We start from the raw sequence: 4697 nt of genomic DNA on the forward strand, positions 1-4697 counted from the left end.
TACCCCGCGGCCCAGCCCCTGCCGGACCGGCCCGAGCTGGACCGGCTGCTGAAGGAGGCCGGCAGCGACCTCGAGTGGCAGCCGTCTGCGCGCAACGGGGACGGCGCCTATGTCGCACCGTTGCGGGACTTCACCACCGTGCTCTCGGCCACCGCGCTGACCCGCCTGACCAGCGTCGCCCGGCGCTTCGAGGAGGTCCCCGCCGACAAGGTCGAGATCGACGAGCTTGACCGGCGCCTGGTCCACGCCGCCGCGAACGGCCAGTTCCTCGCCCTGGCCGTCTCACCGGCGCGGGTGCTGGACGCCGAGCGGATCCTCACCGCCCGCTTTGCCCTCGACGTGGTGAGCCTGGACCGGCTCCTGATCCGCCACATGCAGGCCTTCGCCGCCGACAAGAAGGTGGACTGGCGCATCGTCCTGCGGGCCGATACGGTGCCGGCCCCGGAGCGGGGCGGCAGCCGCGACTGGGGCAACCTGCAGCGCGTGGTCCGCGCCGCGCTGCCCGGCGTCAGGGACGCGATCGCCGCGGCGCCGCGCCCGGTGCTGCTGACCAACCCGGGCCTGCTCGCGCGCTACAACCAGCTTGCCCTGCTCGATGCGCTGCGCGAGTGCACCGGCCGACCCGGTGGCCCGCCCGGCCTCTGGGTGCTGATCCCGTCCGACGGCCAGCAGCAGCGCCCCACCCTGGACGGCCGGCCGGTGCCCGTGTTCACCACCGCCCAATGGGCGCGCATCCCGGAGCTCTGGCTCGCCGCGTACCAGGGCGACGCGGCCGCCGCGTCCTAAACGGCTCACACTGGTCGCACGGGCGTCACACGGGCGTCACACTGGTTCCCAAGCTCCGCTTGGGAACCCGGCCGGGAAGCTCCGCTTCCCGAGAACGCGAAGCAGAGCTTCGCGACCCCGTTCCCAAGCAGAGCTTGGGAACGAGTGAACGAGTGAGCATAACGAGTGAGCAGAGCTTGGGAACGAGCGAACAGCAGGAGACGATCATGCCCCGCAGCCGCTACCGCTTCATCGGCGATGATGCGCCCTACTTCATGACCATGACCATCAATCACTGGCTGCCGGTCTTCACCCGTCCCGCCACGGTGGAGGTGCTCTACGACGCCTGGCGTTGGCTTACGCTGCATGAAGGTCTGCGGCTGCATGGCTACGTCATCCTGGAAAACCACCTGCATCTGGTCGCCGCGGCGCAAGACATCGGCAGCGTCGCACGGCGCTTCAAATCCTTCACCGCCCGCCAGATCATCGACCACCTGACCGCCGCCAAGGCCCTGCGCCTGCTGGAACTGCTCGCGCTGTTCAAGCGGCGGCACAAGACCCAATCCGAGCATCAACTGTGGGAAGAAGGCAGCCATCCGCAGCGCATCGAGGCCGATGTCGTCATGCGCCAGAAGCTCGACTACATCCACTACAACCCGGTCAAGCGCGGCTATGTCGACCTGCCCGAGCACTGGCGCTGGTCCAGTGCGCGCAATTACGCCGGACAGCCCGGACTCATCGACGTGGACATGAATTGGTGAAAGCGCAGCACACTGGTGCACACTGGTTCCCAAGCTCCGCTTGGGAACCCGACCGGGAAGCTCCGCTTCCCGAGAACGCGAAGCAGAGCTTCGCGACCCCGTTCCCAAGCGGAGCTTGGGAACGGGTGAACGCGTCGGCGAGGCGGCACGTCGGTCTGCACCAACTGCACCACCTGGTGCTATGCTTGGCTCATGAAACGCGCAACCATCACCCTACCGGATGATCTCGAGCAGGCGCTGGAGCGCTTCGTCGGTGAGCAAGCCGTACCCGTGCAGCTGACCTCGGTCGTCCAGGTCGCCGTCAGGGAGTACCTGATCGAGCGGGGCTATCTGCCGTCCACGTCCGCGCTGCGCATTCGGCCCGCCAAGCAGGGCAGCGGCGAGAACGACGTCAGCGTCTCACACGATCGCTACCTGTCCTCGACGTGACCCGCGCCGTTCTTGCCGACACCGGGCCCCTGTACGCGGCCATCGACCCCGACGACCAGCACCATGCGCGGGCGCAAGCGCAACTGCAGACGCTTGCCGACGACGAGCTGTCGGTCGTCATCGCCTACCCGATCCTGTTGGAGGCCTACACGCTGATCCGGTATCGGCTCGGCTCCGGCAGTGCCTCCGCCTGGCTCGAAGACGTACGCACGGGCAGTGCCTGGGTCAATCCGAGCCCACAGGACTACCGCGACGCCGCCGCCCTGGTCGGGCGCTTTCCCGACCAGTCCATCACGCTGTTCGATGCCACGCTGGCCACCCTGGCGTCTCGGCTGGGCCTATCCGTGTGGACCTACGACCACCACTTCGACACGATGCGGACGGACGTTTGGCGCTGACTGTGCCGGTCCACTTCCACTGGTCCACTGGTCCACTGGTCCACTGGTCCACTGGTCCACTGGTTCCCAAGCTCCGCTTGGGAACCGGGTCTGGAAGCTCCGCTTCCCGAAGACGCGAAGCAGAGCTTCGCGACCGCGTTCCCAAGCGGAGCTTGGGAACGAGTGAGACTCCAACCGGCCGGGCAGCGCCTGCATGGTGCCTTGATGTTTACATCATCTGTGTCGTGATGTACCGTCCCGACCTTCAAGCCGACCCGCGGAGCCCGTGATGCATCGCACGCAGATCTCTCTGGAGCCGGAGCAGTACCGCCGCCTCGGCGATGAGGCACGGCGTCGGGGCATCAGTCTGGCGGCGCTGATCCGCGGTCTCATCGACGAGCACCTCGACCGCAGCCAGCCGCCCGCGGACGATCCCCTCGACGCACTGATCGGCATCGGTGAAGGCAGTGGAGAGCCGGTCGGACGCGACCACGACCGGCACCTCTACGGACTGGATGGCCCATGAAGCGCGCCTTCGTCGACACCGGGGCCTGGTACGCGCTGCTGGACAAGAACGATCCGGACCACGCTGGTGTGGTGGATGCCTTCAACGCCTATCGCGGCAGACTGGTGACGAGCAACTACGTCTTCGACGAGGCCGTCACACTCGCCCGCTACAAGCTCGGTTGGGATGTCGCCCGCAGGCTCGGCACCGAGTTGCGCGAGCAGCGCGTTGCCCGCCTGGAGCGCGTCACAGCCAACGATGAGGCCGCCGCCTGGACCCTCTTCAACCAGTACCGCGACAAGCGCTACAGCTTCACGGACTGCACCAGCTTCGCGCTCGTGCAGCGCCTGGCGCTGCCCGTCTGCCTGGCCGTCGATGCGGACTTCCGCACCTTCGGATTGCATTGCCTGCCGAGCCTGAGCTGAACTGCAAGCGCTTCACACTGGTCCCCAAGCTCCGCTTGGGAACCGGGCCTGGAAGCTCCGCTTCCCGAAGACGCGAAGCAGAGCTTCGCGACCGCATTCCCAAGCAGAGCTTGGGAACGAGTCGGACGAGTCGGACGCACGCGTCCGAACCTGGGACTGCATGACATGATCGACGCCCCCAACCTGCTCAAGGACCTGCAACGGCTGCTGCCGGCGCTGGAGGACGACCTGCGCGCGCGCGCCGGCGCCGCGGACCCGACCGGCGCCGCCACCGACGCCGAGCTGCGCGCCCAGTACCGGCAAGCCCGCGACGCCGGCCGCGTCGCCGCCGCCTTCGAGGTCTGGCGCGACGAGATCGTCACCCAGGCCGCGGTGGCCTGGGTGCTGGGCTGCGTCTTCGTGCGCTTTCTGGAGGACAACGCGCTGATCCCGAGCCCGCTGCTCGCAGGCCCCGGCGAGCGCCGCGGCCGCGCGCTGGACGAGCGCGAGCTCTGGTTCCGCGCCCCCGAGCGGCGCACCCTGTCCGACCGCGAGTACCTGCTGCACGCCTTCGACAGCGTCCGCGCCCATCCCGCCGCCGCGGACCTTCTCGACCCGGCCCACAATCCGCTGTGGACGCTCCGGCCCAGCGCCGACGCGGCCGCCGAGCTGCTGCGCTTCTGGCAGCGCGTGGACCCGGACAGCGGCGCGCTGGTGCACGACTTCACCGACCCGGACTGGAACACCCGCTTCCTCGGCGACCTCTACCAGGACCTGTCCGAGGCCGCCCGCAAGCGCTATGCCCTGCTGCAGACGCCGGCGTTCGTCGAGGCCTTCATCCTGGATCGCACGCTGACGCCGGCCATCGACACCTTCGGCCTGGACCAGGTCCGGCTCATCGACCCCACCTGCGGCTCCGGGCACTTCCTGCTCGGCGCCTTCGAGCGGCTGTTCGCCGCCTGGCAGGACCGCGAGCCCGGCACCAACCCCCGCGAGCTGGCCCAGCGCGCGTTGGCCCAGGTCCATGGCGTCGACCTCAACCCCTTCGCCGTCGCCATCGCCCGCTTCCGGCTGCTGATCGCCGCGCTCAAGGCGAGCGGTGTGGCCAGCATCCGCCGCGAGCAGGCGCCGGCCTTCCATGTCCACGTCGCCGCCGGCGACAGCCTGCTGCACGGCCGGCGCTTCGGCGAGCTGGACCTCGGCAGCGGCGCCGAGCAGCTCGCCGGGCGGCCCGGCATCGGCCATGCGTTCGCGGCCGAGGACCTGCCGGCGCTGAACGCCATCCTCGGCCGGCGCTATCACGCCGTGGTCGGCAATCCGCCCTATGTCACGGTCAAGGACAAGGCCGTCAATGCGCTGTACCGGGACCGCTACGACACCTGTCACCGGCAGTATTCGCTGGGCGTGCCCTTCACCGAGCGGTTCTTTCAGCTCGCCGTCTCGGGTCCTCACCCCG

General features: G+C 68.9%; 6 protein-coding genes and 1 pseudogene. All 7 read left to right on the top strand.

All coding sequences use genetic code 11. The annotated features are described in order from the left end of the window. Positions 1-786 (top strand): annotated as a pseudogene (locus LJE69_RS01025) (hypothetical protein); the annotation flags it as partial. Between the two features lie 206 nt (positions 787-992). Continuing rightward, a complete protein-coding gene (locus LJE69_RS01030) occupies positions 993-1526 on the top strand; it encodes a transposase (RefSeq protein WP_296920367.1) in 534 nt (177 codons plus the stop codon). 192 nt (positions 1527-1718) lie between these two features. After that, the gene (locus LJE69_RS01035) at positions 1719-1955 is read left to right on the top strand and encodes a hypothetical protein (RefSeq protein ID WP_296920372.1); all 237 of its coding nucleotides are present in this window, start codon (positions 1719-1721) and stop codon (positions 1953-1955) included. After that, the gene (locus LJE69_RS01040; protein ID WP_296920375.1) at positions 1952-2353 is read left to right on the top strand and encodes a PIN domain-containing protein; all 402 of its coding nucleotides are present in this window, start codon (positions 1952-1954) and stop codon (positions 2351-2353) included. The genes LJE69_RS01035 and LJE69_RS01040 overlap by 4 nt, the downstream gene beginning before the upstream one ends. Positions 2354-2621: 268 nt before the next feature. After that, the gene (locus tag LJE69_RS01045; RefSeq protein WP_296920378.1) at positions 2622-2858 is read left to right on the top strand and encodes a ribbon-helix-helix domain-containing protein; all 237 of its coding nucleotides are present in this window, start codon (positions 2622-2624) and stop codon (positions 2856-2858) included. Beyond that, positions 2855-3262 carry a PIN domain-containing protein gene (locus tag LJE69_RS01050; RefSeq protein WP_296920381.1) on the top strand — a complete coding sequence of 136 codons (408 nt, stop codon included), beginning with the start codon at positions 2855-2857 and terminating at the stop codon, positions 3260-3262. The genes LJE69_RS01045 and LJE69_RS01050 overlap by 4 nt, the downstream gene beginning before the upstream one ends. A 165-nt stretch (positions 3263-3427) precedes the next feature. Then, positions 3428-4697, top strand: a 1270-nt coding sequence (gene pglX, locus LJE69_RS01055; RefSeq protein WP_296920385.1) for a BREX-2 system adenine-specific DNA-methyltransferase PglX, incomplete at its 3' end; no start/stop codon positions are given.

The organism is Thiohalocapsa sp., from assembly GCF_022340605.1.
In the GTDB taxonomy this organism is placed as follows: Bacteria; Pseudomonadota; Gammaproteobacteria; order Chromatiales; family Chromatiaceae; genus Thiohalocapsa.

Excerpts from the sequence above, each read along its gene's own strand:
- LJE69_RS01030 (WP_296920367.1), top strand. The coding sequence starts at position 993 with ATGCCCCGCAGCCGCTACCGCTTCATCGGCGATGATGCGCCCTACTTC.
- LJE69_RS01035 (WP_296920372.1), top strand. The coding sequence starts at position 1,719 with ATGAAACGCGCAACCATCACCCTACCGGATGATCTCGAGCAGGCGCTG.
- LJE69_RS01045 (WP_296920378.1), top strand. The coding sequence starts at position 2,622 with ATGCATCGCACGCAGATCTCTCTGGAGCCGGAGCAGTACCGCCGCCTC.
- LJE69_RS01050 (WP_296920381.1), top strand. The coding sequence starts at position 2,855 with ATGAAGCGCGCCTTCGTCGACACCGGGGCCTGGTACGCGCTGCTGGAC.